The organism is Allobosea caraganae (genome assembly GCF_003351345.1).
Classification (GTDB): domain Bacteria; phylum Pseudomonadota; class Alphaproteobacteria; order Rhizobiales; family Beijerinckiaceae; genus Allobosea; species Allobosea caraganae.
The window spans coordinates 826624-852673 of the sequence record NZ_QQTO01000019.1; the positions used below are offsets into that span (position 1 = coordinate 826624).

A 26050-nucleotide genomic window follows, 5' to 3' on the forward strand; every position below is an offset into this window, starting at 1 on the left:
GCCTTTGTTATTGCATCGGATCTTTCCGAAAACCGGATTCCACTTTTCGGTCCGATGCTCTAGATTCGATCGATCGGCCAGATCATTCGCCCGAGGTCGGACAAGGTCGCGGCGCGATGCGGCCAGTCTTCGATCGCGATTTTCCGCAGCGGATCGCTGGCGCGGTGCAGGAAGGTCAGGGTCAGCAGCCGCTGGAGCATCGCGGGATCGATCGCGCCGTCCGGCTGGCCAAAACCTTTCAGCAGGCTGCGCACCAGCTCGGGCCGGCCGGCGGTCATGAAGGCGCTCGGACCGAGCAGGTCGTATTCGCCCCAGCCGGCAAGCACGTCGCCGAAGTCGAAGACGCCGGCAAGTCGCCAGTCGTCGCCGTCGCTCGCGAGCAGAAAGTTCTCCGGTATGTACTCACCGGTCAGGATGACCGCGGGTCGATCCATCGGAATGAGCGCCGGGGCTGCCGCGATCAGGGCGTCGAGTTCGTCCCAATATTTCTCAGGCAGTCCGAGCCGGATCTGCCGCTCCCGGCAGCCGGCGATCTGCCGAGCCATGAAGTCCGGCCAGCCGGGCTCGATGAGGGCGATCTCGCCAAGCGGCACACGCTGGACCTGAGCGATCGTCTCGCCGATCTCGCGGAGCACTTTCTGCTTGCCGGATTCTGAGAGTATAGGCCAGACCTCGGAGCCGACCACGCCGTCGAGGCGGGTCATGACGAGGTAGCTCCACTGCTCGCGCTCGCCCTCGTGAACGATTTCGGGCGTCGGGATCACCAGCCGCCCGCGCAGTTGTCGCAGTGTCGTCCGCTCGGACAGGAACTGGCTTCGGAACGGCGGCGGAAAGATCTTGAGGATGAGCTGCTCGCCAAGGCCAAGGACGAGATTTGTACCGGTCCTGAAGGCATGGAGGTCACTGACCGGCAGCCGGTGAGCCCTTGCTATATCGAGCGCAGCGGGTAGCCAGTGCGCCGGCTCGTTCCTCCAGGTCGAAAACTCTTCGGCGCTGATGAGCGGTGGAAGCGCCGTCATGTCAGTCTTGAGCCAGTTCGGCCTTCCGCCTGAACCCCGTCGCCAGCACGTAAAGCTCCGACGAATCCGCCCGGCTCGCCGCCGGCTTGACGTTGCGCACCGTGGTGAAGTCGCGCTTGAGCTGGCCGAGCAGCTCGGCGCTCTCGCCGCCCTGGAACAGCTTGGCCAGGAAGAAGCCGCCGGGCGCCAGGATGGAGTTGGCGAATTCGAGCGCGGCTTCGGCCAGCGCGATGATCTTGAGGTGGTCGGTCTTCTTGTGGCCGGTGGTGTTGGCGGCCATGTCGGACATCACGCCGTCGGCCTTGCCGCCGAGGCGCTCGGTCAGCAGGGCAGGGGCTTCATCCGCCATGAAGTCCATTTCGATCAGGTCGACGCCCGGAATCGGGTCGACATGCAGCAGGTCGATGCCGACGATCCGGCCCTTGCCCTGTTCGAGCCCGATCCGCGCCGCCGCGATCTGGCACCAGCCGCCCGGCGCGCAGCCGAGGTCGATCAGGCGCTGGCCCGATCTCAGGAACTTGTAGCGGTCGTCCATCTCCTCGAGCTTGAAGGCGGCGCGCGAGCGGAAGCCGCGCTCCTTCGCCCGCTTGACATAGGGGTCGTTGAGCTGGCGCTCGAGCCAGAGCTGCGAGGAATGCTTGAGCTTGCCGGCCTTCTTGACCTTGACCCGCATGTCGCGGGCGCCGGAACCGCTTTTTGCGGGGCTCATGAATGCAGGCTCTTTTCTGTTCGGTTGATCATGCCTGCTTCCGCCGCCACCAGGCGCGATCCTCATGCATCATCCGGAGCAGGATGCCCTCGCGCAGGCCGCGATCGGCGATGCGCACCTTGCGGCTCGGGAAGGCCCGGCGGATCGCCTCGAAGATGGCGCAGCCGGCAAGCACGAGGTCGGCCCGCTCGCGGCCGATGCAGGCATTGGCGGAGCGTGCGGCATAGTCCATCTCGACGAGCTGGTCGATGACCGTGAGGATCTCGCTCTCCTCCATCCACAGCCCGTCGACCATGCGCCGGTCGTAGCGCGGCAGGCCGAGATGGATGCCGGCGACGGTGGTGACCGTGCCCGAGGTGCCGAGCAGGTGGAAGCCGGCCGCGTCGTTCGCCGCGGCGGCGCGGCTGGCGAAGGGAGCAAGCGCGTCGCTGCAGTCGCTGACCATGCGCTCGAACAGCTCGCGCCCGACATCGACGCCGCCATAGCGCTCGGCGACCGAGACGACGCCGATCGGCAGCGAGGCCCATTCGCGGATGCGCCCGGCGGGATCGCGCGCCTGCGAGCGTCCGCCCATCCAGACGATCTCCGTCGAGCCGCCGCCGATGTCGAAGACGATGACGCCCTCGGCCGCAGGGTCGGCGAGCGCGGCGCAGCCGGTCACCGCCAGCGAAGCCTCGGTGCGCTGGTCGACGATCTCCAGGTCGAGATCGGCCTCGTCGGCGACGCGGCGGACGAAGTCGAGCCCGTTGGTGGCGGCGCGGCAGGCTTCCGTCGTCACCAGCCTGGCGCGGGTGACGCCGCGCTGGCTCATCTTGCTCTTGCAGATCTTGAGCGCCTCGACGGCGCGGTCCATCGCCGGATCGGCCAGCCGCCCGCTCGCCGACAGGCCCTCGCCGAGCCGCACGATCCGGGAGAAGGCATCGACGACGCGAAAGCCATGCTGCGCCGGCCGTGCGATGAGCAGGCGGCAGTTATTGGTGCCGAGGTCGAGCGCGGCGTAGGTCGCGACCGGCGGGCGCCAGCCATAGCTCTGCGTCGGCGCCGGCTTGCTCGCGACAAAGGGAGGCGAGCCGATCGCACAGGGCTCGGCGCCATTGGACGGAGCGGACGCTGCTGCCGCCGCGTCTGCCTGCTGCCGGTCTTCGACCGTCACCGCTTCTAACCCTTCACCGGCCATGGTCGCCAAGCGACCTGGCGGGGGCCGGACAAAGCGTCCGGCCGCTTGCTTCCCTGGAAGCGTAACAAGATGATGAGGATGATGCCAAGCGGAACCTTGAGCCGTCGCAGGGTTGCGCGCTGCGCGCTTGCCTGCGGCTACGGGCTCCGGCAAAGCTCGGCCAGGGCCTGACGTCAACAAGGCCGGGCAGGGCAGGGACCAGGGCAGATGGCTACGACACGTCACATCCTCGCAATCGACCAGGGCACGACCTCCTCGCGCGCGATCCTGTTCGACGCCACGCTCAGGGTCGTCGCCACCGCGCAGCGCGAGTTTCCTCAGCATTTCCCGGCTTCGGGCTGGGTCGAGCACGAGCCGGAGGACCTCTGGGAGAGCGTGCTTGCGACCTGCCGCGAGGCGATGGCGAAGGGCCGCGTCAGCGGCAACGAGATCGCCGCGATCGGCATCACCAACCAGCGCGAGACGACGCTGGTCTGGGACCGCAGGACCGGGCAGGCGATCCACCGCGCCATCGTCTGGCAGGACAGGCGCACCGCCGCTGCCTGCGCCAAGCTCTCAGAGGCCGGGCATGATTCGCTGGTGAGCGAGCGCACCGGCCTGCGGATCGACCCGTATTTCTCCGCCACCAAGATCGCCTGGCTGCTCGACAACGTGCCGGGCGCGCGCAAGCGGGCTGAGGCTGGCGAGCTCGCCTTCGGCACGGTCGATTCGTTCCTGCTCTGGCGGCTGACCGGCGGCGCGGTCCACGCCACCGACGCCACCAATGCGGCCCGCACCATGCTGTTCGACATCAGGCGCGGCGTCTGGGACGCGGACCTCCTCAAGATCCTCGACATCCCCGCCTCGCTGCTGCCGGAGGTCAAGGATTGCGCCGGGCTGTTCGGCCGCACCGCGCCCGAGCATTTCGGCGCGACGATTCCGGTGCGCGGCATGGCGGGAGACCAACAGGCGGCGACGATCGGCCAGGCCTGCTTCACGCCGGGCATGGTGAAGTCGACCTATGGCACCGGCTGCTTCGCCCTGCTCAACACCGGCTCGGAGCCGGTGATCTCGCAGAATCGGCTGCTCAGCACCATCGCCTACCAGTTCGGCGGCAAGCGCAGCTACGCGCTGGAGGGCTCGATCTTCATTGCCGGGGCCGCCGTGCAATGGCTGCGCGACGGGCTCGGCATCATCGAGAAGGCGAGCGAGACCGGCCCGCTGGCCGAGGCCGCCGATCCGTCGCAGGCGGTCTACCTCGTGCCGGCCTTCGTCGGCCTCGGCGCGCCGCATTGGGACGCAGAGGCGAGGGGGGCGATCTTCGGCCTGACCCGCAACAGCGGCCCGCGCGAATTCGCCCGCGCCGCGCTGGAGAGCGTCTGCTACCAGACGCTCGACCTGCTCGAGGCGATGCAGGCCGATTGGCCGGGCGCCAGGCAGGGCGGCTCTGTGCTGCGCGTCGATGGCGGCATGGTCGCCTCCGACTGGACGATGCAGCGCCTCGCCGACATCCTCGGCCTGCCGGTCGACCGGCCGGAGGTGCTGGAGACAACCGCGCTCGGCGCGGCCTATCTGGCCGGGCTCGATGCCGGCCTGCTGCCCGAGCCGGAGCGCTTCGCCGATCTCTGGCGGCTGGAGCACCGCTTCATGCCCGGCATGGCGGCGACGCAGCGCGAGAGGCTGGTCAAGGGCTGGCGCGACAGCGTCCGGCGCACGCTCACCGCCTGATCGCGCCCGGCATCTTCGGGCCGGTTCCGCCGTTCGCGGCAATCGGGCGTGGGCGGATGACATTCATGTCGCAATCTGCGCTTGCCATCCGGCGAGAGGTTGGGTAGACCGCGCCTCACCAACGCGAGCGCCTCGCGCCGTTGGGGGATCGTCTAACGGTAGGACCCCAGACTCTGACTCTGGTTGTCTAGGTTCGAATCCTAGTCCCCCAGCCAAGTTCCCAAATGGTGAGCTTTGGCAATAGGTTGAGCGGTGCCTCCATCTGGAGGCGCGCAAACGGTCCACATTGGTGGACCACAATGCGACACGGACATTACCTCCAACAGCGTGGCGGCAGGTACCGCTTTCGAGCCCGATTTCCGAAGGGCCTTGTCGCTTTCGACCTCCCAGGCGAGCTTGTCGTCAATCTCAGGACGAGTTCGCGTACGCTTGCCATCTCTCGGGCGCGCGCCGTCCGCGTTGCGATGGAGCGCCTGTTGACCGACCTTGCCACCACCATGAGCCGCAGCGAGGCCGAGCAGCGCGTCCGCATCTGGGTGGACGCCTGTTCCGAGAGCTTCGAGAACAGCCTGTCCGCGTCCGGAGGCTACGCGTTCTTCGACAAGGCTGAAGCCGACCGGATGGGACCGGCCCAGACCCGCGAACTGGACGACCTGTTCCGGATCATCGGCGACACCGTGGTGCGGCCTCGCGAGAAGCAGGCCATCTCTGCGGCGCTGTCGGGGCGCGATCCCGATGCGGCGAAGCCCATGGAGCCGGTCATCGGCTCGATGATGAAGGTGCTCGCCCCTGCTACTGACCGTGCGTCGCCTGATGGACAGCTTCTGGCCCGCACCATGCTGCGCGGTCTGGCAGCCATCGCCGACGAGCGGTCGCGGTTGGAGGCTGGCGAAATCGCGCCGATACCGGCCAGGGCTTCGGGAGCCTGGATGCCAAAGAAGGCCAAGCCAGCGGTGCCGGCGGTGCCGTTCCTCAGCCACTGGAATGCATTCGAGGCCTCGAAAATCTCGGATGGCCGTTGGAAGGCGGATACCGCCTCCAATAGCCAGTCCTCCCGGAAGCTGTTCCAAGAATTGGTTGGAGACGAGCCGGCATCCGGTATCGACCGCAGGGCGGTTTCAGAATTACGCAGTCTGCTGTTCGCCCTTCCCAGGCTCTACGACAAAGCAAAATGCTGGCGCGGCCTTTCGCTTGTCGATGTCATCAAGGCGGCCAAGGCCCTGGACGAGACGCGACCGCACGATGCAGCGTCGATCCCACGGCTTAAAGCGAAGACCGTCGATAAACATACGGGAAACCTCGTCGAGTACTGGACCTGGTGCCAAACCAATGGGCGGCTGCCGAAAGACATGGAGAACCCGTTCACGGGCTTCATCCAGCCAAAGCCCAAGGGCCGGCAGGCGCGCCATGAACGCAAGGAATGGCCCCCGGCGATGATGGAGACGTTGTTCACCTCGCCCGTCTGGACAGGGAGCAAGAGCTATCATCGCCGCAGGGCCGTGGGCGAGCTGATCTTCCGGGATGCTAGGTTCTGGGTGCCGCTATTCGGGCGGTTGACGGGTGCGCGCGAAGACGAAATCTGTTCCCGGACGGTCGGCGACATCGTCATGATCGACGGTATCGCATGCCTCAGCATTCGAGACAGCAAGACGCCGGAATCGGATCGCGATCTCCCGATCCCGGAGGCGCTTCTGCGCATGGGGTTCCTCGAATACCGGTATTGGGGCCGCGCGCCGGACGAGCCGTTGTTTCCCGAGTTGATTCCTCAGGGCGTAGGAAACCGTAGGTCGGCAGCCTTCAGCGGTTGGTTCACGGAGTATCGCCGGGGCATCGACTGCTACGTTTTGTTGGTCGATTTTCATAGCTTCCGACACAACGTTTCGACCGATCTCTCCAACATGCCTGGGCTGAATTCCGGTTGGGCCGATGAGATCACTGGCCATGACAGCGTCGTTCGGTCGAGCGAGAGATCGCGTTACACCAAGGGCGTTCTCATGGCGCACCTCAAGGAGACCCTGGACCGCGTCTCCATCGGTGTTGACCTCAGCCATCTCGTCTACGAGGGGCCGCGCGGCGAGCCTGCTCTCGGTGCCGCCGATGACCTTGCGATGTTCGTGGCCATCGCGGAGCGCGACATGAACGCGAAGGCCGGTCGCCGCCGCGCGGGAGCTGCCCGTGCTTGATACCGGCCTCCTGCAAAGCCTGGAAAGCGCCTCGGCCAGCATGCCGGCAGAAACTGGCAAGTCCAAGCCCAAGCGTTTGCCGCTGTCGAAGGGCGAACGACGCAGGGTCGATGTCCAGCTTGCCGAGCGCTTGCTTGGTCTGGGCCGCGAACCGCTTCGGTCCCAGGCCCGCGTATTTCAGGACATCGAGATCGAGCCGGGACGGGTCTTCAGGCCAGCGGCGTATCGAGAGCGCTCGCCTTTCGCGGGGGAAGGCGGCAAGCGCGCTGCCCGGACCAGCGCCGAGTTCGACCTGTTCAAGAGCGGCCACGATCTGGCCGACATCCGTCACTTCATCCTTCGGCCCCGACCGGCGAAGCCGGCCCATGGCGCGGTCAGGATCGCCAAGGCTGGCCTTGGCGACCTCGCGGCCGAGTTGGAGCGGTTCGCAGCTGACTACAACCGCTTCACGAAGCGACTGGTCGAGGAAGGTCTACTGCGGCCATTGTTGACCGTGGTGCATGTGCGGTTCGACCGGACCTTGCAACGTTGGGATATTCACGCCCATTGCGTCTGGGCCATAGCCTCGAACAATCTAGACAACGTCTTCCGGCGCATTGGAACAAAATTCTCGAAGCCGTGGTATGATAAGAATGCTATCAAAAACCCTGCTGCTCTGGTCAATTACGTGACACAGTGGGTAATAGACCATCGAGAACTTAAGCATTGGCCAGATGTCGCTCTTCTGGAGCTATGGGATCTCGAACGGCCCCGGTTCATTCGCCCTGCCGGCCAGTTCGCCGCGTTTCGCCAGGGGATAGCGGGTTGCACCTTGGACCGGCGCGGCGACCTCGTAACCCCGCGCCCCAAGCAATCGCGTTCAATGGGCTACGAGGCACCCTACGGCGGCTCTAGCAAGGATGGTGTCGTCGGTTATGTCCGGCTCCGCTTGGACGGGCAGAGCAGGCTCTGCGCGGTCTGGGTGACCGAGCCCGAGCGCGTCGCCAGCGCGAGTTCCGAGCCATCATCCCCCATTGCTGTAGCGCAGCCGGCCCTGGAGGCTTCAGGCAGGGAATCGGGGTATTCTACAACGAGTACCGGCCTAACTCTCCCGCAGGGTGGGCGACCCACTCGACCTGCCAAGGCGACCCGTCATCAGGGAAGTCCACCGCCCCATGATGATGTCGCTCCGATGATCCCCTATCGAAAGCGATGGTGGTATCAAGCGTGGCCCTATGGCGGGCCAGCCCCAGTCAACCGTCTAGAATCCCCCAGAAGGCTCCCCAGGCCGATCCAGCGAAGGATTGAGCGTCTCCTTGAGGCAAGGAAGGTCAAGGGAGGTTCAGGGACATCCTGACGGTTCATGACCCAACATCACCGGTGAGAAGACCTATCCCTGCAAGGCCGTCTCATTCGGGTATACCCTAACCGGACAAAACGAAGAGACAAGAAAGCCGTCTCTTTAGGGTTGTTCTATGCGTTCTGAGACGGCAGACTGTCTATCTCTAAACCCAAACGAGACAAGGTGTTTCATGTCGCCGCCCGATGCCCGCCTCTACGGCTATGCCCGTGTATCGACCACCGACCAGGACCTGACCCTCCAGCGCGAGGCCCTGATCCGCGCTGGTTGCACGACGATCCGCGAAGAGAAGATCACCGGGACCACCAGGGAGGGGCGCAAGGAGCTTCGCATCCTCATGGACTTCCTGCGCTCTGGAGACACGCTGGTCATCACCAGAATCGACAGGCTAGCCCGCTCGGTAGGAGACCTTGAGGATATCGTCCGGGAACTCCAGGCGAAGGGTGTTGCCTTGAAGGCGACCGAGCAGCCCATCGACACCGGAACCGCTGCGGGCAAAGCCTTCCTCGCCATGCTCGCGGTCTTCGCCGAATTCGAGACCAACCTCCGGAAGGAGAGGCAGGTGGAAGGCATCACCAGGGCGAAGGCCGCTGGCGTCTACAAGGGCCGCAAGCCCTCCATCGACGCTGGCAAGATCGCCCAGCTGCGGCGGGAGGGCCTTGGCGCATCCGAGATCGCCAAGATGCTTGGTATCGCCCGAGCGAGCGTTTATCGCGCGCTGGGAGTGCCCCCAACCGTCACTGGAAACGCCGCCTCTTGAACGCCGCGATATCGGGTACCGTCAGCTTGAACCACTCGCCGTTCGCGCGGCGGTCGGCGAACCGTCGATGCCAATAGGCTTCGATGCCGGCAGGATCATCCGTCGCGATCACATGGATGAGCACGGCCTTGTCCGGAAGCGCGATGCGTATCTCCTTGACGCGACGCTCAAGCTCATCGCTACGCCCGATCTTATAGTGGGCACCCGATTGGATCAGATAAACCGAACCGTCTGCCGGACGACGCGCGGAGCGCGACGCGGGCGCGGAAGTGGCTGACGGCAAGATGCCGGCGACATCCGCAAACTCGGCATTCGCCGCCACCCACTCGCGAAGCGCGTCTACGAGACCAACCTTGTCGAAGGCGTTGGATATGGTGCTGTGGGCGGGAAATCCGGGCCTGCTTCTTCCGAAAATGCGGATGTCGCCCAAGGTCGGCATCTTGCCGAAATGTCGAACGGCCAGCGCCACTTCCCGCAGGATCGCGTCTCGATTGAGCCGCTTCTGCATGACATTGGGTGCCAGACCAGCCTCAGCGACGGCATCGCCCCAACGCGCCCAATAAACTCCGTACCACTCATGGTAGCGGATGCCGGTTTCGGCTTCGAAGACCTGACGCCCCGGAACCCTGCCTTCGTTCGCCGCTGCCAGCCGCCTGATCTCTGCCAGAATTCGTTCACGCATATGGTAGACGTTAGCTGTCCGACAGTGCCTAGGCCAGGGCTCTGCGCATCATCGCACCCGCCCCACCCCGGCGGCGCAACCCGGCCAGCTCTGCCGGTGCGGGGCTGATCGTCACGGCGATGCGGGAATTGATCCCAGCCTACTGCCGGGAGAAGGTCGGCCTCAGAGCAGGCCCACCGCCGCCTTCCGGTTCTTCGGCGTCGATCTCGGCGAGGGTCGCATCGGCATCGAACTGGGATGCAGGGCGTTCCAGGCCATATGCCGGCATGAAGGGCAGATCGGCATCGAGGTCTTCCAGCCTCGGCAATGGATCGCCGGCATCTACGGCTACCGCAGCCACGCACCAGGCCAGAACCAGGAAATCGCGCATCGCGATCTCCATATGCTCGACGAACGCCGCCACAGCTTGGCTGTCGGAACTGGCTACGAACAGTCTGGACAGCAATTCCACCCGCTGGGACATCGCCGCTGCGGTGGGCGCAGAACCTCGTACTACGAGCAGGCCAAAATCCTTCAGGAGGCGGCCTATCGCTCGTTGCTCGTCCAGGCTTGTACGCAGCGCGAAGAGGCGGCGCAGCGCCGCCCGGCGCTCCGGCGGATCAAGCTCGCTGCGAGCCAAAATCCTGCCGCAGGCGGCGATCGTCAGCCTGACGAATACCTCGGCATCTCCGTCCCAGACAACGGTTTCCGTCGTTAGAGAGAACACGGAAGGAGCGGGAGTGATTTCTGGATTCCAAGTCATGTGCGGCCTCTGCGGTTGGCGGTCGCACAATTGTCTGGTTAACGCGAATCTAACGCAACGGTATTACCGGCTAAGGCGGTTGCAGGAGGAGACGAATCGGCTACGGACGCGCAAGAAACGCGGAGCGGATTCCGAATCGAGTACTACCATTGACGCTTTCGAGGGCGCGCATAATCATCAGGAAGCCTTTGAAAGCCAGCAGTGCGCGGTAGTACGCGCAGACTGGCCAAGGGGGCAAGCCCCCTGTGGAACCCCCGAGGCAAGACATGGCCGCCGCCCATCACCCGCTCTCCTACAAGTTGCGCCCCGACGAGCTTGCCGCGCTTCGCGAGGCGGCATCGGCGGCAGGCATCGGCACCTCCACCTATGCCGCCGAGGCCGTGCGCCGCGCCATCGGGACGACCCGCCGTCGCCCGATGCCTCGCCAGCACTCCGAGCTGGCCGTCGCGCTACGAGAGGCCACCGTCGCGGTCTGCCGGGTGGGCGGGCTCACAAATCAATTATGCCGGCATGCCCATACCGGTGGGCGCGTCGATGCCGACGCGCTTGATCGCCTCCGAGCGCAACTGGCCCTGATCGATGCACGCTTGGAGGCGTCGGCCCGGTGATCATGGCGCATGCCCGACACGGTCGGACGCGACGCGATTGCCGAAATCTCGCCAAGCACCTCATGAAGCCGGAGGCGGGCATTCCTCCCCATGTGCATTCCATGGTCGGGCTTGCCGCAAAGGATCTCGAAGCCGGGCTTCATGCCATGCGCCGTCTTGCGCCCCCCGCCGCAGCGGCCTTCCATCACGTCTCCCTCTCCCCCTCAACGGAATGGACGCCAGATGATCTCGTAGTGGCCGCAGCATCTGTCGTACGGGAACTGGGCGGCGACCCTGCGACCCATCCTCACGTCATCGTCCTGCATCACAAGCCAGGGGCAGCCGGACGCGGATCGCTGCACGCTCATGTGGTCGTATCGCACTGGGCCGGCCCCGGTCGCGGCCTTGACGATGCCTGGTCGCATCTGAGGCTTGAGCGCCTGGCGAGGGAACTGGAATGGTCTCACCGCGAGCCTCTGACGCGTGGTCGGCACGACAGGGCCATTGCCAAGGCTCTTCGCGCGCGGGGCAATCCAGAGATTGCCGATGCGCTGCTTACGGCCGAGTGCGACGAACTGGTCCCGCGATCCGTCGTGACGGCTCCAGCAAGGCAGGCTCTGGCCCGTCAAGGGATTGATGATGTCGCAGCGCGCTCTGCCGTCACCGCCGCATGGTCGCAGGCCGATACGCCGTCATCCTTCTACGCCGCACTGGCCGAAGCAGGCCTGCTCGTCGTGCCGGGCCAGAAGCAGGGTGTCTGGGTCGTGCAATCGTCAGGCGGCGTCGTCATCGGCGCTCTGGACCGGATTGTCAGGCAGAAGCGCGGCGATGTCGCCGCCCGAATGGAGGTAACCGATGAACACCACGATGCCGCCCCTCGACCAGGAGCTCTTGATCCGCACCCGGAAGGTCGACAGCAAGACAGAGACCTTGCTCCGCCTACTCGATTTGCTGGAGGATCGGGAGGGGCCGACACCGTTGGATCTGATCCGCGAAGCCCTGACGGACATCCTGGTGGAGCAGCGGCGCATCAGCGACAGCCTACTTCGCATCGAGCAGGTGACCCTGCCTCGGCCCGTCGCCGTGTCCGGGATCGTGCCGCAGCGATAGCGCTAGCTTCCGCGATCTCGATGCCTGAGATCAAGGCCGAGGTCGAGCGCCGCTATCTGCAACGCCGGCTCGATGAACTCCGGGGAGTTCATGATGCTGCTCGCGAGAAGCTCGCCCTTGCGAGAGTCCCCTTGCCGATGCCGGACAGCCTAATCCAGGCACGGCTCCGAGCCGACCGCGCGCGGCAGGCGAACAGGGCGACGCGGGATGCGATGCACGCGGCCAGTGCCCGCCTCGACGCGATCAAGGCCGCCGAACCAAGAGGCTTCGCGGTTCTAGCAGCATGGATCGGCGGGCGGGCACGCAGGCTTCGTCAAGAAGCCGCTGAGGCGGCAGAAGATGCTCGCCGGGCCAGAGAGCGACATGAGGACGCCAACCGCCTCTCAGGTGTCTTCCAGGCGGCTTCCGAGGCTGAGGCCGAGCGCGTTGCCATCGAGCGGGTTCAGGCCGCAGCAGCCCGGCGGCAGTTAGTCGAAGTTGCGGAGCACGAGCTGGCGGTCGCGGCAGTGGCCGCGAAGCTGTTAAGGACCGATCCTTCGCTCGTCAGTCTGTCGGCCACCGACCTGCGTTGGCGCGCTGATAAGGAACTGCGGCACCATCATCGCATCGGCGAACAACATCTCTACGCGCCGCGACCCAAGCTTCCAGGGTAGCGTGTAGCGTCGGCAGGCCTCGACCCTCGCGCCGTCAGAAGCTATCGTTCGTGCCGAGGTCAAAATATTGGTCGCAATAAGGAGATAGGTGAATTGAATGCAAAGCATATCTGCGATGATCCAAAAATATTGTGGATCACAACGCCCGACTGGTCTGGTCGTTATAAGGGAGGGACAGATAGCCGGAACTTGGGGCTCAACTGATCACCCTGTAAATGTTCGTTCCGTTCGCAAAAGCCTATTAAGCGCTCTTTACGGCATCGCCGTTGGTGAGGGAAAAATCAATATAGATGATACGCTCGAAAAATTAGCCATCGACGACACGCCGCCTAGCCTCAGCGAAACAGAGAAGCAGGCCACCGTCCGCGATTTACTTACGTGTTCCTCTGGAATATATCATGCTGCCGCTTACGAAACCCGTCTCATGGGAGAAAAACGTCCAGATCGCGGCAGTCACGTGGCGGGTAAGTTTTGGTATTACAACAATTGGGATTTCAACGCGCTTGGCACCATATATCGTCAAGCGACATCTCAAGATATTTTTGAAGATTTTCATCATAAAATTGCCGATCCGATAGGAATGACGAATTATTCATACAGAAATGGTGTTTATCAGAAAGAAGAAACGTCGGATCATCCGGCTTATCTATTTAAAATGAGCGCCGATGATTTGGCAAAATTCGGGCTTCTTTATTTGAACAATGGAAACGTGAATGGTCAGCAAATCATTCCGTCATCGTGGGTGATGGAATCTACGCAGCCGCATTTGTTGACTGACGCGGAGGGATTTGGCTACGGCTACATGTGGTGGGTATCAACGTCCGATACGGTCAATGGCAAAGGCGCCTTCGTCGCTGCGGGTAACGGGGGGCAAATTCTTGCTGTTGCCCCATCGAAACAGCTAGTCATAGCCCAAACAGTTGATCTTTCAAGCAACAAGGGGCGACTTGAAACTGCTCCGTTCTTTGCTTTCACCAGGCAGGTTTTTGGCCATTATACGTAGGAATTTAATAACCGACCCGCTCTTTGCTTCAGGCGGCATCCAAGGACTACGTTCCACCTGCAACGGAAGCGGCGAGGATCTGCCCCTTGACCGGCCCACATCGCCGGTCCACATTACGTATATCGGACCGACAAGCCGTCGAAAACCGCGTTGCCGCCCAGTTCTTGGTGAACTTGGATAGGGGTCCTAGTCCCCCAGCCACTTCCGTGGCTTCCCTTGGTTTCCCAGTTATTTGCGGCTGCCGTGAAACGCTGCGGCCTACGAATCATGCTCGGTCGGGTCGATCGCCGCGAGGCATTGTGGCGCGCCCGACTGATGCACCTTTGGTGCGGAGTACGGGTCCTTCGTGCGCCTCAACTTCGGCTGCACGCAGGCGTGCTGACGAACGCCAGCGAGCGCATGGCGAATGCGCTCGCTGGGCACGGGCAAGACTACCCGCCCAAGGGCTCCTTCGAAGAAGCCACTGTCCGCGTGGCCGCGCTCAAGGCGCAGCAGGAGGCGAAGTTCCACGCCCACCTTGCCAGCTTCGGCGTTACGGCGGCGGCTGAGCGCCTTGAAGTCCGCCCGCCGGCTGGCTCGCCCCGAAGCTTCGACATGCGGGCTGGCGAGAGCCTCTTCCTCGCCGGCCTGAGCGCCGCTGCGCGTCCCCGGCTTGCAACAATCGGCCGTCACACATACAGCGCAGCCAGAACATCGCGCCCATATTTCCTATCTTAGCCAGACAGAACTGCGAGCCGTTCGCATGAGCCGTGATTCCGAATTTCTTTGGTACATCCCCAACGACGTCAAAGCCGGCCACCGCGGCGACTCCGCCGGCGAAGACCATAACAGCCTGGAGACTCTGACCAGCCAGGCGAAGGCGTTGGAGGAGCACGGCTGGAAAGGCGCGCTCATCGGCACCGGCTGGGGCCGACCCGACACCTTCACCGTCGCGGCCGCGCTCGCCGCGCGGACCACCACCTTCGAACCGCTCATCGCGATCCGCCCGGGCTACTGGCGGCCGGCGAATCTCGCGTCGGCCGCGGCCACGCTGGACCAGCTGACCGGCGGGCGCGTGCGCATCAACATCGTGTCGGGCAAGGACAATCTCGCCGCCTATGGCGACAGCGAGGGCGACCAGGAACACCGCTACGCCAGGACCAAGGAGTTCATGCGGCTGGTCCGCAGGCTCTGGACCGAAGAGAACGTGACTTATGCGGGCGAGCACTTTCGGGTCACGGAGTCCACCGTGGCGCCGCGCATCACGGCTCGCGGCGACCGCCGGCACCCCGAGCTCTATTTCGGCGGCGCTTCTGAGGCGGCGGAGCGGGTGGCCGCCACCGAGGCCGATGTCCAGCTCTTCTGGGGCGAACCGCTCGACGATGTCCGGGAGCGGATCGAGCGGCTGAAGACGTTGAGCAAAGAACTCGACCGCGATCTTCCTCCGCTGAGGTTCGGTCTGCGGATCACCACGCTGGTGCGTGATACGACGGAGCAGGCCTGGGCCGACGCGGAGGCGAAGGTTGCCGAGATGGCGGCGAACAAGGGAGCCGGCTGGAACGACCACCAGCGGGCCGTCGCAGTCGGCCAGCAGCGGCTGCTCGATCTGCATGCGCGCGGCGAGGTGCTCGACGACAACCTCTATACCGCCCCGGGCAAGTTCGGTGGCGGCGGTGCCGGCACCACGTGGCTGGTGGGCTCGGCGGCGGATGTCGCGCGTTCGCTGCGCAAGTACCGCGACCTGGGAGTCACGCAATTCGTGCTCTCCGATACGCCGTACCTGTCCGAGATCAAGCGGCAGGGCGATCAACTGCTTCCGCTGCTGCGCGACTGAGGTCGGAGCCGGGAGATTCTCGACGGCCGAGGCCGCAGCTTCGCCGTGAGCAGGGTCGCGCCCGGGACCGCCCGCCTGCCGTGCTGGGAAGGTGGGGCTCCGTCCGGCGAGTCTGTTCTTTTTAAGAAACGATGCGCCGATTGTCGGCAAAGAACAGGCCGAGCCCGCGCAGATTCCGGCCTCTTTTTGGGCCGCGGCTAATATCTTTCTTCTCGTTTACGGGTTTCGAGTATTTCCTTCTCAAGCGGTGTGTTCTTTTAAACGGTCCATCTATTGACCCGATCGGGGTCGGGGCCGATCCTCCAGGTGACATTTCAGCGCGGTTCCTGGCCCCGGATTGCTTGATCCGGACGGCCTCCGTTCCGCCTGCTCCAGGAGGCTTCCATGATCCATGCCACCCGCCGCCGCGCCCTTGCGCTGGGCTCCCTGCTGCTGGCGACGGCCGCCGCTCCGGCGGCCTTCGCGCAAACGGCCAAGCCGACCGGCGAGCCGGTCCTGATCGGCGTCAGCGGGCCGCTGACCGGGCCGAACGCGCAATATGGTGCGCAGTGGAAGAAGGGCTTCGACCTCGCGCTCGACGAGATCAACGCGTCGGGCGGCATCAACGGCCGGCCGCTCGCCTACCAGTTCGAGGACAGCCAGAGCGACCCGCGCCAGGCCGTCGCGATCGCGCAGAAATTCGTCGCCGACCCGAAGATCGTCTTCGAGATCGGCGATTTCTCCAGCCCTGCCTCGATGGCCTCGTCGCCGATCTACCAGCGCGCCGGCCTGGTGCAGTTCGGCTTCACCAACTCGCATCCCGACTTCACCAAGGGCGGCGACTTCATGTGGAGCAACTCGCTGACCCAGGCGGAAGAACAGCCGCAGGTCGCGCAATACGCCGTCAAGGAGCTCGGCCTGAAGCGCGTCGCCGTGCTGCACCTGAACACCGATTGGGGCCGGACCTCGAAGGACATCCTGGTCAAGGCGGTCAGGGATTTTGGCGCCGAGGTGGTCGCGACCGAGGGCTACCTGCCGGAGGAGAAGGATTTCCGCTCGACCCTGGTGCGCGTGCGCGACGCCAATCCCGACGGGCTCCTGCTGATCTCCTACTATGCCGACGCGGCCCTGATCGCCCGCCAGCTCAAGGCGACCGGGCTGAACAAGCCGGTCGTCGCGGTCGGCTCGATCTACTCGCCCAAGCTGATCGAGCTCGGCGGCGACGCGGTCAACGGCATCTACACCAACTCGCAGTTCTTCCCGGAGGACCCGCGGCCGGAGGTGCAGACCTTCGTCAAGTCCTACATCGCCAAATACGGCGCCGAGCCCGACGCCTTCGCGGCGCGCGCCTATGACACGGTGATCCTCGCCGGCCACGTCTTCCGGCAATACGGTACCGAGCGCCGCGCCATTCGCGACGGGCTGGCTGAGATCAAGGACGTGCCGAGCGTGATCTTCGGCAAGGCCACCTTCGACAAGGAGACGCGCCGCGTCGTCGGCGCCCAGAACGCCCGGCTGGTGATCAAGGACGGCAAGTTCGTCGTCTGGGATCGCAGCGCCATCCCGACCCGCTGAAAGCTGTCCGAAACCATGGCTTCGAACAGCTTTCCAGCTTTTTTGTTTGACGCATTTTCTTCACGCGAACCGGAATCCACTTCGCTTGAAAATGCTTTGGACGAGGGCAGGGCGTCTTGACCTCCTGGCTCGACCACACGATCAACGGGCTGATCGTCGGCAACATCTATGCGCTGCTTGCCGTCGGCCTGGCGCTGATCTTCGGCGTCAGCCGGCTGATCAACTTCGCCCATGGCTCGGTCTATGTGGTCGGCGCCTATATCGGCTGGGTGGCGGTGGCGCATCTGCACACGCCGCTGCCGGTGACGATCCTGCTGGTCGCGGCCGGCTCGGCGCTGCTCGGCCTGCTGATCGAGCGCTTCGGGCTGCGGCCCCTGCAAGGCTCGACCAAGATCGCGCCGCTGCTGGCGACGATCGGCATTAGCTTCGTGCTCGACCAGATCGTGCAGATCGTCTTCACGCCCGATCCGCGCGCGCTGCCGAGCCAGCTGCCGGATTGGCGCTTCCAGATCGGCGGCGGCACGATCGGCGCGCTCGACATCCTGATCGCCGCGATCGGCTTCACCAGCGCCGTCCTGCTGTTCGGCTTCCTGCGCTTCACCAAGCTCGGCTGGGCAGTGAGGGCGACGGCGCAGGATCGCGATGCGGCGCGCCAGATGGGTGTCGACGTCGACCAGGTCAACCGCATCGTCTTCGCCATCGCGTCCGCGCTCGGCGGGCTGAGCGGGCTGCTGGTCGGGATGTACTACAACTATATCGACCCGGCGATGAGCTTCCAGGCGACGCTGAAGGGCGTGGTCGCGGAGGTGGTCGGCGGCGTCGGCAACATCCCCGGCGCCATCGTCGGCAGCCTGATCCTCGGCCTGGTCGAGAGCTACGGCATCGCGCTGCTCGGCACGAGCTACCGCAACCTCTTCGCCTTCATCCTGCTGGTCGTGATCCTGGTGCTCCGGCCGAACGGGCTCTTTGCCAGCAAGCGGCAATTGCCGCCGGAGCCGCTGACCGGCACCTTCATCGCGCCGAGTAAGCCGGTGCCGCTGCCGACGCCGGCGCTCCTGGCGGCGCTCGCGGTCGCGGCCGTGCTGCCGCTGGTCATCGCGCAGCCCTATCTGCTCCAAACTCTGACCAATGCCTGGCTCTATGCGCTGCTCGGCATCAGCCTGACCCTGATCGCCGGCACGGTCGGCCAGATCTCGCTCGGCCATGCGGCGCTGCTGGCGATCGGCGGCTACACCTCGGCGCTGCTGACGCTCGATCTCGGCGTGCCGGTCGGGCTCTCGATCCTGGCTGCCGGCTTCGTCGCGGCGGGGCTCGGCACTTTGCTGGCCTGGCCGGCCTTCCGGCTGCGCGGGCACTACGTCACCATCGCGACGCTCGCCATCGGCGAGATCGTCAGCCTCGCCATCCTGAACTGGGAGAGCCTGACGCGCGGGCCGATCGGCGTCTTCGGCATCCCGCCGATCTCGCTATTCGGCTACCCGATCGAATCGGCCCGCGCCGTCTACTGGTTCACGCTGGCGATCCTGGCGGTGCTGGCGGCGCTGCAGCTGCGCCTGCTGCGCTCGCATCTCGGCCGGGCCTGGCGTGCCGTGCGCGACGACGATGTCGCGGCGAGGAGCTACGGCATCGCGCTCGACCGCTACAAGGCGCTCGCCTTCATCACCGGCGGCTTCGCGGCCGGCATCTCCGGCGGCGTCACCTCGCACCTCTACTCCTTCATCAACCACGAGACCTTCAACGCGCAGCTCTCGATCCTGGCGCTGACCATCGTCATCCTCGGCGGCATGGGCAATGTCTTCGGCGCCATCGTCGGCTCGGTGCTGCTGATCGGCCTGCCCGAGGTGTTCCGCGTCGCCGCCGAATACCGCGTGCTGATCTATGGGCTCGTGCTGCTGCTGCTGATCCGCTTCCGCCCCCAGGGCCTGTTCGGCACGGTTTGAGGAGGGCAGGACGATGCCGTTGCTTGAAGTATCCGGGCTGGTGCGCCGCTTCGGCGGCGTCACGGCCGTCGGCGGCGTCGACCTCTCTGTCGAGGAGGGCCGGCTTGTCAGCGTCATCGGCCCCAACGGCGCCGGCAAGACCACCTTGTTCAACCTGATCACCGGGCTTGACCGGCCCGACGAGGGCAAGGTCAGCTTCGACGGCGCCGACATCACCGGCTTTGCGCCCGAGAAGCTGGCGCATCTGCGGCTGGCGCGGACTTTTCAGCACGGCCGCGTCTTCGCCAACCTCTCGGTGCTCGGCAATGTCCTGGTCGGCGCCCATGCGCGGCTCAGGGCGGCAAGGCCGCGCCTGCCGGTGCTGGGCGCGCTCGGCGAATTGGCGCTGGCGCTGATCCAGCCCGGCTCGGTTCGGCGCGAGGAGGCGGCTTTGCGCGCCGAGGCACTCGCCATCATCGCCCGCTTCGGCGAGCGGCTGCTGCCGCGGCAGGACCAGCCGGCCTATTCGCTCTCCTACGCCAACCGCCGCCGCGTCGAGATCGCCCGGGCGCTGGCGCTCAGCCCGCGCCTGCTGCTGCTCGACGAGCCGACCGCCGGCATGAACCAGACCGAGACGGCCGAGATGCAGGCTCTGATCGCCGAGTTGAAGGCCTCCGGCCTGACCATCCTACTGATCGAGCACAAGCTCGACATGGTGATGAGCCTCTCCGACGAGGTCGTGGTGATGGATGACGGCAAGGTCATTGCGCGCGGCCTGCCGCAGGCCGTCCGCCATGATCCGGCAGTGATCGAGGCCTATCTCGGCCATCGCGAGGTCGGCGGCGGCGCGGCCGAGAAGGCCCTGGCGGAGGCGGCGGAATGAGCGAGACGACGGCACCCGTTCCGCTGCTGGAGCTCGACAAGGTCAACACCTTCTACGGCCCGGTGCAGGTGCATTTCGACCTGAGCCTGACGGTGCCGAAGGGCGAGATCGTCTCGCTGCTCGGCGGCAATGCCAGCGGCAAGTCGACGACGATGAAGATCATTTTGGGCCTGCTCAAGCCGCAGTCCGGCACCGTGCGCTTCGCCGGCGAGGATATCGGCGCGCTCCAGACGCCGCAGATCATAAGGCGCGGCATCGGCTCGGTGCCGGAGGCGCGCCGGCTCTTCCCGGACATGAGCGTGCGCGAGAACCTGCTGATGGGCGCCTTCACGCGCACGGACAAGCAGGCCGTGGCCCATGATCTCGACTGGGTGCTGACCCTCTTCCCCAAGCTCGGCCAACGTCTGGCGCAGCGCGCCGGCACGCTCTCCGGCGGCGAGCAGCAGATGGTCGCGATGGCGCGCGCCCTGATGGGCCGGCCCAAGCTGATCTGCATGGACGAGCCGACCATGGGGCTCTCGCCGCTCTTCGTCGACCGGGTGCTGGAGCTGATCGCAGCGATCAACCGCGAGGGCGTGACGATCTTCATGGTCGAGCAGAATGCCAGCCTTGCGCTCCAGATCGCGCATCGCGGCTACGTGCTCCAGACCGGCCGCATCGTGCTCGAAGGCAAGGCAGCCGACCTGCTGGTCGATGCCCGGATCAGGGACGCCTATCTCGGCGGCGCGGAGGCAGCATGACCACACAGACCCTGCGCATCGACCACGCCGTCATCGTCACCGACGATCTCGACCGCGCCATCGCCGATTGGCGCGGGCGCGGCTTCACGGTCGAGCCCGGCGGCACGCATCCGCGCGGCAGCGTCAACGCGCTGATCTCCTTCGCCGACGGCGCCTATATCGAGATCATCGCCTTCCCCGTGCCGCAGGAGGATTTCTTCTGGTGGCGGGTGTTGCAGAGCGACGGCCCGGGGCCGATCGACCTCGCGCTGTTGCCGGAGGATCTCGATGCCGCCCTCGCGCAGGCCGGCGCCGCCGGGCTCGGCTACAACGCGGCGCAGGATGGCGGCCGCAAGCGGCCCGATGGCGAGACGCTGGTCTGGCGCACGGCGCGGCCGGCGGCGACCGACTTGCCCTTCTTCTGCTTCGACGTGACGCCGCGCAGCCTGCGCGTGCCGGCGCCGCCGCGCCACGCCAATGGCGCCACCGGACTCTCCGGGATCAGCCTCGCGGTCTCCGATCTCGACGTGTCGGCGCGCCGCTGGCAGGCGCTGATCGGCAGGCCTGTAACGATCGTCGGCCCCTTGCCGGGGCTTGAGGCCGCAGCCGCGTTCCTCGATCTCGGCGCGACGCGCATTACGTTGCTGGCGCCGGAAAGCCCGGGCGTCGGCGCAGTGGCCGAGCATCTGGTACGGCGCGGGCAGGGGCTGTTCGGGCTGTCTTTCGCCGGGACCGGCGGCGCCATCTCATCCAGCACGACGTCAGCCGAGCGGCTGGCCGACGCAGACGCTTGAAAGGTCGCGCTCCATGACCGCGAAACGCCTGGGGTTCTTCACCCGCCTCCTCGATGATGCGCCGGCGGCTGAACGCTACCGGCTCGCGGCCGAGCAGATCATCCATGCGGAACGGCACGGCTTCGACAGCGCCTGGGTTGCCCAGCACCATTTCCATCGCGACGAGGGCGGGTTGCCGTCGCCCTTGCCCTTCCTGGCCTATGTCGCGGCGCGCACCAGCCGGATCAGGCTCGGCACCGGCATCATCATCCTGCCGATGGAGGACCCGATCCGCACGGCGGAGGATACGGTCGTCGTCGACCTGCTTTCGGGCGGACGGCTCGAGGTCGGGCTCGGCACCGGCGCGACGCCGCAGACCTTCCTCGCCTTCGGGCTCGACAAGGAGCAGCGCACCGAGCGTTTTGCGCGCAACCTCGACCGGCTGCTCGAAGCCTGGAGCGGGGCGCCGCTCGGCCATGACGAGAACCGGCTCTATCCCGAGGCCGGCTCGCTGGCTGGGCGTGTCTGGCACGCGACCTTCTCGGTGACTGGGGCGGAGCGCATCGGCCGGGCCGGCGCCGGGCTGATGCTCTCGCGGACCCAGCCGCGCAGCGCCGACAATCCGCAGGCGACGCTGCCCGAGATCCAGCATCCGATCGTCGACGCCTATCTCGCCAACCTGCCGCCGGGCGTCGCGCCACGCATCATGGCCTCGCGCTCGCTCTTCGTCGCCGACAGCCGCGAGGAGGCGCTGCACCAGGCCGGGATCGGGCTCAACCGCGTGCTCGAGCGCTTCATCGCCAGCGGCCACCGCATTGCCGACCGCAGCCTGCCGGGGCTGATCAAGACGCTCGACACCCATGTCGGCGCGCCCGAAGACGTCATCGCCTCGCTCTCGGCCGACAGCGTGCTGCCCCGCGTTACCGACGTGGTCTTCCAGGTCCATTCGGTCGACCCGCCGCATCCGCTGATCCTGCGCTCGATCGAGCTGACCGCGCAGAAAGTGGCGCCGGCGCTCGGCTGGCGGGATCCCGCGCAATCGACATCGCGAACCCGGCCGGAGCCGGCCGTCGCCAACGCCCTCCAGGCATGAGGCCCATTCCATGAGCGCCCAAGACACACTCGACCGCCTGTCCGGCATCGCCGGCGGCTCGGCCCTCGATGCGCTGCGGCGCGAGCGTCCCGTGACCCGCGACAATGCGCAGGCGGGCTATGAGGCCCTGTTCGAGGCCGATGACGAAACCGGCGTGTCGCGCAGCGAGCGGCTCACCGTGGCCGCCTTCGTCGCGCTGCTGCATGCAGATGGTCCGGGCGTGGAGCACTACGCGCGCCTGCTGGAAGGGCAGCCGGGCGGGGCGGCGCTGTCCGGGCTCATCCGCCGTCAGGCTGAGCATGCGGCGACGCGAGGGCCCTATGGCGCTTATCCGCCAGGACCGCTGTCGCGGGAGGATGTCGCGGGGCCGGTCTTCAAGGTCGCCGCCGCGGCCAGTGCCGAGCTGGGCGAGCGCCTTTCGGCGGCGCTGGAGCACACGCACCTCCTCGTCTTCCATCCGCGCGACGCCAAGGCAGCCGACCTCGCCGCCCTGAAAGGCGCAGGCTGGAGCACGGCCGGCGCGGTGACGCTGTCGCAGATCGTGGCCTTCCTGTCCTTCCAGATCCGCGCGGCGCATGGCCTGCGCGCGCTGGGCGCCTGAACTCGTCCTCCCAAGGGAGCAATCCGATGACCGCCACGACGCTGGACCATCCCGCCGCCACTGTCCCCACCGCCTTCACCCAGGCCGAGCTCGGCTGGAACGCCTGGCTCGACCCCGTTCCCGAGGAGGTGCTGACCGAGCGCCAGAAGGAAGGGCTCGTCGACATCGCCCGCGCCAAGAGCCCGTATTTCCGGCTCCTCGCCCATGACCCGGATATCCTTCGCTTCCGCACGCTGGCCGACAAGGACATCTTCTACAACACTCGCGCCGGCCTGCCGCGGGCCGAGCGCGAACTGGCGGCGGCAGCTGTCTCGCGCAGCAATGGCTGCATCTATTGCGCCTCCGTCCATTCCCGCTTCGCCAGCACGCATTCGAAGCGCCGCGACGAGGTGCAGCGCCTGCTCGACGAGGGCGTTGGCGTCGACATCGATCCGCTTTGGAACGCGGTCATCGAGGCCTCCGCCGCGCTCGCGGCGACGCCCGTCGCCTTCGGCGCCGAGCATGTCGGCAAGTTGCGCGCTCTCGGCCTGGACGATCTGGCGATCGCGGACCTGATCCACGCGGCCTCGTTCTTCAGCTGGGCCAATCGCCTGATGCTGTCGCTCGGCGAGCCGGAGCTTCCCTAGATCGCCGTGCGTCCTTTCGGACGCAAATGGCGATCTAGGTCTTTGTTATTGCACCGGATTCTTCCGAAAGCCGGTTCCCAGTTTCGGTCCGGTGCTCCAGCCCCGGGGCCGCCGGTCAGGCGAGCAGGCCGAGCCGCCGGCCGAGCTTGAGCGTCGCCGTCGTGCCGATGATCAGTCCGAGCGCGAAGACCCAGCCGGAGACCGCGCCGGCCGAAATTCCGGAGAGCAGCGTGCCGACGGTGCAGCCGAGCCCGACGATCGTGCCCCAGCCGAGCAATGCGCCGCCGATCAGCCCGCGCAGCGCTTGACCGGTGCTGGGCCGGCGCGGGCGGAACTCCCCTGCGATCAGCGCCGCGGCGAAGGCGGCTGCGACCAATCCGGCGATGAAGAGGCCGTTGGGCGTCAGCAACGCGTCGCGGATCACGGTGGCGCAGCCGCGGAAGCTGTCGAGCCCCTCGAGCCGGGAAGGCAAGAGGTCGAGGCTTGCTGCGGCCTGCCGTGAGCGCGAGGCCAGCTCGGCGGTGACGCCGAGCGGGCTCAGCCTGAAATAGGCGGCGATGCCGATCAGCCCGACCGCGAGCCCGCCGACCCAGGCCGGCCAGCGCCGATGGAAAATGGCCGCGAGCGGGGTAAGCCTTGGCTGCGAGACAATTGGGTTCGACGGAAGCGAGCGCAGCAGTGCGTAGGCGAGGGCGGCGAATACCGTGAGACCAACGAGCAGCGCCCCGGCATAGCCGAGATGGCGCGGCAACCAGAGCACGGGCGAATCCGCGATGCTCCAGAGATAGAGCTCGTTCCAGCTCAGGAGGCCGAGCCAGAAGCCGAGCCCGGCCCCAACGAGGGCGAAGGGCGAGGTCGGCGAGCCCTCGCCGAGACGGTAGAGATGGGCGCTGATGCAGGAGCCGGAGATCGCCATGCCCGCGCCGAAGGCGAGGCCGGCAAGGACGAGCGCCGGCCCGACCGGGCCGATATGGGCGGTCGGCGGCAGGCGGGCGCCGGCGGGATCGGGCAGCCAGGCGCCGTAGATCAGGCTGTAGCCGACGAGCCCGGTCGCGAGCGCGGTCAGGATGCCGAGCAGGCCGCGCGGATCGTGCCGGTCGAGCCAGTCGCGCCAGATGCAGAGGAAGCAGAAGCGCGAGCGCTGCAGAACGAAGCCGAAGGCCGCGCCAAGGATGAGCGAAAGCTGCAATTGCGGAGCCGGATCGCCATGGGCGCCGACCGCGTAGATGGCGGCCGCGAGGGCGAGGATGACGGCGGTCGCCGTCACCAGGCGCACCGGCGGCAAGGCCGGCGCGACCGGGACCCCGGTTGCGCCAGCCGCCGCGGCTTCGCGCGCCCGATGGTAATCGAGCGCGCCGCTGTCGTCGGACAGGCTCATCGCCTGCGCCTGGGCGCACGGCTCACTTGCCGCCCCAGACCGTGCCGGCCGGATTGTTGATCGGCAGGCCGACGGTGTTGCCGTATTCGGTCCAGGAGCCGTCATAGTTGGCGACCTGATAGCCGAGCAGGCGCGACAGGATGAACCAGGTGTGGCTGGAGCGCTCGCCGATGCGGCAGGTGGTGATCACGGGCTTGGAGCCGTCGATGCCGACCTCGGCATAGAGCTTGCGGAGTTCCTCGACCGGCTTGATCGTGCCGTCGGCCTGGTTGACTGCGCGCGCCCAGGCGACGTTGACCGAGCCGGGGATATGGCCGGCGCGCAGCGCCAGTTCCTGGAAGCCGGCCGGCGCGATGATCTTGCCGGAGAACTCGTCGGGCGAGCGGATGTCGAGGATGCGGGCATCGGACTTCTTCTCGACGACGCTGACGACATCGGCGAGCCGGGCGCGCAGCTTGCGGTTGGGCTCGGCCACGGTGAAGGTCGAGGCCTTCACCGGCACCGGGTTGGTGGCGACGAGGCGCTTCTCCAGCTCCCATTTCTTGCGGCCGCCATCGACCAGCTTCACGTTGTCGCGCAGGCCGTAGATGTCGAACACCCAGGCGCCCCAGGCGGCGAACCAGTTGTTGCTGTCGCCGTAGAGGATGACGGTCGTGTCCTTGTCGATGCCGAGCTTGCGCGCCAGTGCCTGGAACTTCTCCGGGCTGGCGATGTCGCGGGTGACCGTGTCGACGAGGTCGGTGTGCCAGACCACGTTCTGCGCGCCGGGGATGTGGCCGCGCTCATAGAGGCCGGGTTCGACGCTGACCTCGACGATCCTCACCTTGGGGTCGCTCAGGTTCTTCTCGAGCCAGTCGGTCGTGACCAGCGGGCTGGAATCGGCGAGCGCGGCACCGCCGAGCAGCAGTGTCGCGGCCAGCGTCGACAGGCTTCGGCGGAGCAGGGACAGGGCGGACATCAGGGCCTCCTTCGCGGCTGGCGGCCCTGGATCGGGGCGATCTGCCAGCTCTGGTTGCGGGG

General features: G+C 66.3%; 24 protein-coding genes, 1 tRNA gene and 1 pseudogene. 19 read left to right on the forward strand and 7 right to left on the reverse strand.

Annotated elements, in window-relative coordinates; all coding sequences use genetic code 11:
* Nucleotides 1–59: 59 nt before the first annotated feature.
* From DWF00_RS12150 to DWF00_RS12160, 3 genes are read right to left on the reverse strand one after another with little or no spacing between them, the layout of a single operon-like run.
* Nucleotides 60–1019 carry an aminoglycoside phosphotransferase family protein gene (locus DWF00_RS12150; RefSeq protein ID WP_114827805.1) on the reverse strand — a complete coding sequence of 320 codons (960 nt, stop codon included), beginning with the start codon at nucleotides 1017–1019 and terminating at the stop codon, nucleotides 60–62.
* Between the two features lies 1 nt (nucleotide 1020).
* Nucleotides 1021–1728, reverse strand: coding sequence for an RlmE family RNA methyltransferase (locus DWF00_RS12155; RefSeq protein WP_114827806.1), 708 nt, complete (start codon nucleotides 1726–1728; stop codon nucleotides 1021–1023).
* A gap of 28 nt (nucleotides 1729–1756) precedes the next feature.
* The gene (locus DWF00_RS12160) at nucleotides 1757–2905 is read right to left on the reverse strand and encodes a Ppx/GppA phosphatase family protein (protein ID WP_114827807.1); all 1149 of its coding nucleotides are present in this window, start codon (nucleotides 2903–2905) and stop codon (nucleotides 1757–1759) included.
* 207 nt (nucleotides 2906–3112) lie between these two features.
* Here DWF00_RS12160 and glpK point away from each other — a divergent pair, with 207 nt between their 5' ends.
* The 6 genes and pseudogenes from glpK to DWF00_RS12180 all read left to right on the forward strand — a co-directional run bounded on the left by glpK (nucleotide 3113) and on the right by DWF00_RS12180 (nucleotide 8894).
* A complete protein-coding gene (glpK, locus tag DWF00_RS12165) occupies nucleotides 3113–4612 on the forward strand; it encodes a glycerol kinase GlpK (RefSeq protein WP_114827808.1) in 1500 nt (499 codons plus the stop codon).
* 141 nt (nucleotides 4613–4753) lie between these two features.
* Nucleotides 4754–4827: transfer RNA gene (locus DWF00_RS12170), tRNA-Gln, on the forward strand.
* An 84-nt stretch (nucleotides 4828–4911) separates the two neighbouring features.
* A pseudogene (locus tag DWF00_RS30115) lies at nucleotides 4912–5088 on the forward strand (DUF6538 domain-containing protein); the annotation flags it as partial.
* Nucleotides 5089–6795, forward strand: a complete 1707-nt coding sequence (locus tag DWF00_RS12175; RefSeq protein ID WP_181832500.1) for a site-specific integrase — start codon at nucleotides 5089–5091, stop codon at nucleotides 6793–6795.
* Nucleotides 6788–8131: a hypothetical protein gene (locus tag DWF00_RS29065; protein ID WP_147283642.1), complete on the forward strand. Its 1344-nt coding sequence runs from the start codon at nucleotides 6788–6790 to the stop codon at nucleotides 8129–8131. The genes DWF00_RS12175 and DWF00_RS29065 overlap by 8 nt, the downstream gene beginning before the upstream one ends.
* Nucleotides 8132–8306: 175 nt before the next feature.
* On the forward strand, nucleotides 8307–8894 hold the full coding sequence (locus DWF00_RS12180; RefSeq protein ID WP_114827810.1) for a recombinase family protein: 588 nt from the start codon (nucleotides 8307–8309) through the stop codon (nucleotides 8892–8894).
* Here DWF00_RS12180 and DWF00_RS12185 read toward each other — a convergent pair.
* Complete coding sequence (locus DWF00_RS12185) at nucleotides 8872–9576, reverse strand: GIY-YIG nuclease family protein (protein WP_114827811.1); 705 nt, start codon at nucleotides 9574–9576, stop codon at nucleotides 8872–8874. The two genes, DWF00_RS12180 and DWF00_RS12185, sit on opposite strands and share 23 nt — an antisense overlap.
* Before the next feature lie 139 nt (nucleotides 9577–9715).
* Complete coding sequence (locus tag DWF00_RS12190; protein WP_147283643.1) at nucleotides 9716–10318, reverse strand: hypothetical protein; 603 nt, start codon at nucleotides 10316–10318, stop codon at nucleotides 9716–9718.
* A 266-nt stretch (nucleotides 10319–10584) separates the two neighbouring features.
* Between DWF00_RS12190 and DWF00_RS12195 the strand changes: the two genes are divergently transcribed.
* The 13 genes from DWF00_RS12195 (at nucleotide 10585) to DWF00_RS12265 (ending at nucleotide 23652) form a co-directional block, all read left to right on the forward strand.
* A complete protein-coding gene (locus tag DWF00_RS12195; RefSeq protein WP_114827813.1) occupies nucleotides 10585–10926 on the forward strand; it encodes a hypothetical protein in 342 nt (113 codons plus the stop codon).
* A gap of 834 nt (nucleotides 10927–11760) precedes the next feature.
* Nucleotides 11761–12015, forward strand: coding sequence for a hypothetical protein (locus tag DWF00_RS12205; protein WP_147283644.1), 255 nt, complete (start codon nucleotides 11761–11763; stop codon nucleotides 12013–12015).
* Nucleotides 12016–12035: 20 nt separating this feature from the next.
* Nucleotides 12036–12668 (forward strand): hypothetical protein, encoded by a 633-nt coding sequence (locus DWF00_RS12210; protein WP_114827816.1) that lies wholly within the window; start codon nucleotides 12036–12038, stop codon nucleotides 12666–12668.
* A gap of 97 nt (nucleotides 12669–12765) precedes the next feature.
* Nucleotides 12766–13671, forward strand: coding sequence for a serine hydrolase domain-containing protein (locus tag DWF00_RS12215; RefSeq protein WP_114827817.1), 906 nt, complete (start codon nucleotides 12766–12768; stop codon nucleotides 13669–13671).
* Nucleotides 13672–14413: 742 nt separating this feature from the next.
* Nucleotides 14414–15484 carry an LLM class flavin-dependent oxidoreductase gene (locus DWF00_RS12225; RefSeq protein WP_114827819.1) on the forward strand — a complete coding sequence of 357 codons (1071 nt, stop codon included), beginning with the start codon at nucleotides 14414–14416 and terminating at the stop codon, nucleotides 15482–15484.
* Nucleotides 15485–15868: 384 nt separating this feature from the next.
* Nucleotides 15869–17038 carry an ABC transporter substrate-binding protein gene (locus DWF00_RS12230; protein ID WP_114827820.1) on the forward strand — a complete coding sequence of 390 codons (1170 nt, stop codon included), beginning with the start codon at nucleotides 15869–15871 and terminating at the stop codon, nucleotides 17036–17038.
* Between the two features lie 116 nt (nucleotides 17039–17154).
* Entirely contained in the window at nucleotides 17155–18978 is a 1824-nt protein-coding gene (locus DWF00_RS12235) for an ABC transporter permease (protein ID WP_114827821.1), read from the forward strand.
* Nucleotides 18979–18991: 13 nt separating this feature from the next.
* On the forward strand, nucleotides 18992–19840 hold the full coding sequence (locus tag DWF00_RS12240; protein WP_114827822.1) for an ABC transporter ATP-binding protein: 849 nt from the start codon (nucleotides 18992–18994) through the stop codon (nucleotides 19838–19840).
* Nucleotides 19837–20580 carry an ABC transporter ATP-binding protein gene (locus DWF00_RS12245; protein ID WP_114827823.1) on the forward strand — a complete coding sequence of 248 codons (744 nt, stop codon included), beginning with the start codon at nucleotides 19837–19839 and terminating at the stop codon, nucleotides 20578–20580. The genes DWF00_RS12240 and DWF00_RS12245 overlap by 4 nt, the downstream gene beginning before the upstream one ends.
* On the forward strand, nucleotides 20577–21353 hold the full coding sequence (locus tag DWF00_RS12250; protein ID WP_114827824.1) for a VOC family protein: 777 nt from the start codon (nucleotides 20577–20579) through the stop codon (nucleotides 21351–21353). The genes DWF00_RS12245 and DWF00_RS12250 overlap by 4 nt, the downstream gene beginning before the upstream one ends.
* A 13-nt stretch (nucleotides 21354–21366) precedes the next feature.
* On the forward strand, nucleotides 21367–22425 hold the full coding sequence (locus DWF00_RS12255; protein ID WP_114827825.1) for a putative FMN-dependent luciferase-like monooxygenase: 1059 nt from the start codon (nucleotides 21367–21369) through the stop codon (nucleotides 22423–22425).
* A gap of 10 nt (nucleotides 22426–22435) precedes the next feature.
* Nucleotides 22436–23026 (forward strand): CMD domain protein, encoded by a 591-nt coding sequence (locus DWF00_RS12260; protein ID WP_114827826.1) that lies wholly within the window; start codon nucleotides 22436–22438, stop codon nucleotides 23024–23026.
* Nucleotides 23027–23052: 26 nt separating this feature from the next.
* The gene (locus tag DWF00_RS12265; RefSeq protein WP_114827827.1) at nucleotides 23053–23652 is read left to right on the forward strand and encodes an alkylhydroperoxidase domain protein; all 600 of its coding nucleotides are present in this window, start codon (nucleotides 23053–23055) and stop codon (nucleotides 23650–23652) included.
* Nucleotides 23653–23767: 115 nt separating this feature from the next.
* Here the strand turns inward: DWF00_RS12265 and DWF00_RS12270 are convergent, their stop codons facing one another.
* Both DWF00_RS12270 and DWF00_RS12275 read right to left on the reverse strand, forming a co-directional pair.
* Nucleotides 23768–25030, reverse strand: a complete 1263-nt coding sequence (locus tag DWF00_RS12270) for a YeeE/YedE family protein (RefSeq protein ID WP_114827828.1) — start codon at nucleotides 25028–25030, stop codon at nucleotides 23768–23770.
* A 22-nt stretch (nucleotides 25031–25052) separates the two neighbouring features.
* Nucleotides 25053–25988 carry a sulfurtransferase gene (locus tag DWF00_RS12275; RefSeq protein ID WP_114827829.1) on the reverse strand — a complete coding sequence of 312 codons (936 nt, stop codon included), beginning with the start codon at nucleotides 25986–25988 and terminating at the stop codon, nucleotides 25053–25055.
* Between the last annotated feature and the right edge of the window lie 62 nt (nucleotides 25989–26050).